Here is a 1,936-nt window from a genome sequence, read left to right on the forward strand (position 1 = left end):
CTACTCAGCAGGCAGTCAAATCAGGTGGTACCCTGCACAGAGACGCTCGAAAAGAAGTATTTGAAGTTGAAATACGTGATGAGGCCAAACCCGAAGGCAAACAACGCCTGGAAAGGGATGGCGGCCCATTCACCAAACCAGATGACAAACATCAGGCCGGCAAAACAATACACAGCCAACAGCGCTTCAAGCCAAACAATTGCCGTGATTCGCCTTTTGCGACGCACCACAGGTTTTTGCTGTCCACTGATTGAAGCATCAGCCGTGCTATATTTAGGCGTTCGAACAAACGCCGTCTTTTTTCCTCTCAACGCCTGAAATAAGGCCTGTGTGTTACTCAGCGCCATCCCCATCGTTCCAGCCATAAAAACAGGGAAGAAGAACACCCGCTGCAACCAGTCGGGATACAACGCACGCTGCGCAAACAATTGGGCCAGGAAAAAGCCGGCAAACCCTGTCAGGCCCACGCCCAACCAGGCAAAGTACAATTCTCCCGGCCCAGGGATATCAAAATGTTTGAGCATAAGCAACGGTGCATGAAGCAATGCAGCCAGTAGCACAAAAGGAAATACAAAAGGAGCCGTCAACTGGAAACTGCCTTCGATTTTAACCCCTTGTGATTGTGCAGAAGCCCACAATTTTCGCAACAGTTTGAGCGCAGCTTCTGCAGCGCCTTTTGTCCACCTGAATTGCTGAGACCGCAGTGCATGCATGTCCGCCGGCAGTTCCGCCGGCACTTCCATGTCCTCAATGTAGCGGAACTCCCAACCTTTCAATTGTGCCCGATAGCTGAGGTCCAGATCTTCAGCCAGTGTATCGCTCGACCAATTTCCACCATCTTCGATGCACGCTCGCCGCCAGACACCGGCGGTGCCATTGAAGTTCATAAAATAGCCGGCTTTGTTGCGCACATACTGCTCAATGGCAAAATGGGCATCAAGGCCAAACGCCTGAACCCGTGTTAGCAGTGAGTCTTCCGCATTAATATGTCCCCAGCGCCCTTGTACCATGCCAACCCGGTCGTTGGTGAACTGAGGTAGCATGCGTCGCAAGAAATCAACTGGTGGGATAAAATCAGCGTCGAAAATGGCAATGAACTCACCTTTTGCGCTTACCAAACCCGCTTTCAACGCGCCGGCTTTGTACCCCGTGCGGTCTTCGCGGTGAATCTGCACGATGTCCACCCCTTGCAACTGCCAGTAGGCTACCCGTTCCGCTACCAGGCCCCGCGTCTCATCGGTCGAATCATCCAGCACCTGGATCTCCAACATTTCTTTGGGATAGCGCAGGGTGGCGCAGGCATCAATCAGCCGTTCAGCAACAAGGGCTTCATTGAACAATGGGAGTTGCACTGTCACATAGGGCCATGGACCATCCATCACAGGCAAGGCATCCATTTCGGGTACAGGCCCGGGGCGAAGCCGGCTTTTAGCTACATACTTGATGGCCAGCCAGAGCAGGTTCATCCCGTATATCGTCAGTACGGCTGTTGCCAGGGCATATAAAATTGCTAACAAAACGCAGGCATGTTAAAGATGGAAAGAGGCCAATAGCGGATTCTAAAGGGCGCTACAAAAATGTAAACCGCAATCGGTGTAGCTTCTAGCCCCTACCAATTGGAGGTGGCGGCAGTAAAAATGTCATCAGCTACGTTTTGTAGTGCCGCAAGGGCGGCAACCGTTTCTTCACTCAGATCTAACGGGTCGTACTCTTCAAAATTTGAAAACGTCCGATTTAGCAATTCCTTTTCTCCCTCCAGATCTTCTTCAGCTTCTGCTGATAGTTCAGGATCCGAGCCGGAGCTTCGCGTCTTTCGTTTATTTGCTCTTGGTTTTTCTTCCTCTTGGCTCATCTCTTCCTCTACTGTTGGTAACTTCGACTCTGAGTCCAAGCTCTTTAGCTCTTGCTGTTTCTCCTTTGTCTCCTTCGTCTCTCC

Annotated in this window: 2 protein-coding genes; both read right to left on the reverse strand. The window is 51.3% G+C overall.

The genetic code is table 11. The features are described 5' to 3' along the window. Window positions 1-20 precede the first annotated feature (20 nt). A complete protein-coding gene (locus AAF564_26740; protein ID MEM8489170.1) occupies window positions 21-1,517 on the reverse strand; it encodes a cellulose synthase family protein in 1,497 nt (498 codons plus the stop codon). A gap of 92 nt (window positions 1,518-1,609) precedes the next feature. Further along, window positions 1,610-1,936, reverse strand: a 327-nt coding sequence (locus tag AAF564_26745) for a hypothetical protein (GenBank protein ID MEM8489171.1), incomplete at its 5' end; no start/stop codon positions are given.

This window comes from Bacteroidota bacterium (assembly GCA_039111535.1).
Classification (GTDB): domain Bacteria; phylum Bacteroidota; class Rhodothermia; order Rhodothermales; family JAHQVL01; genus JBCCIM01.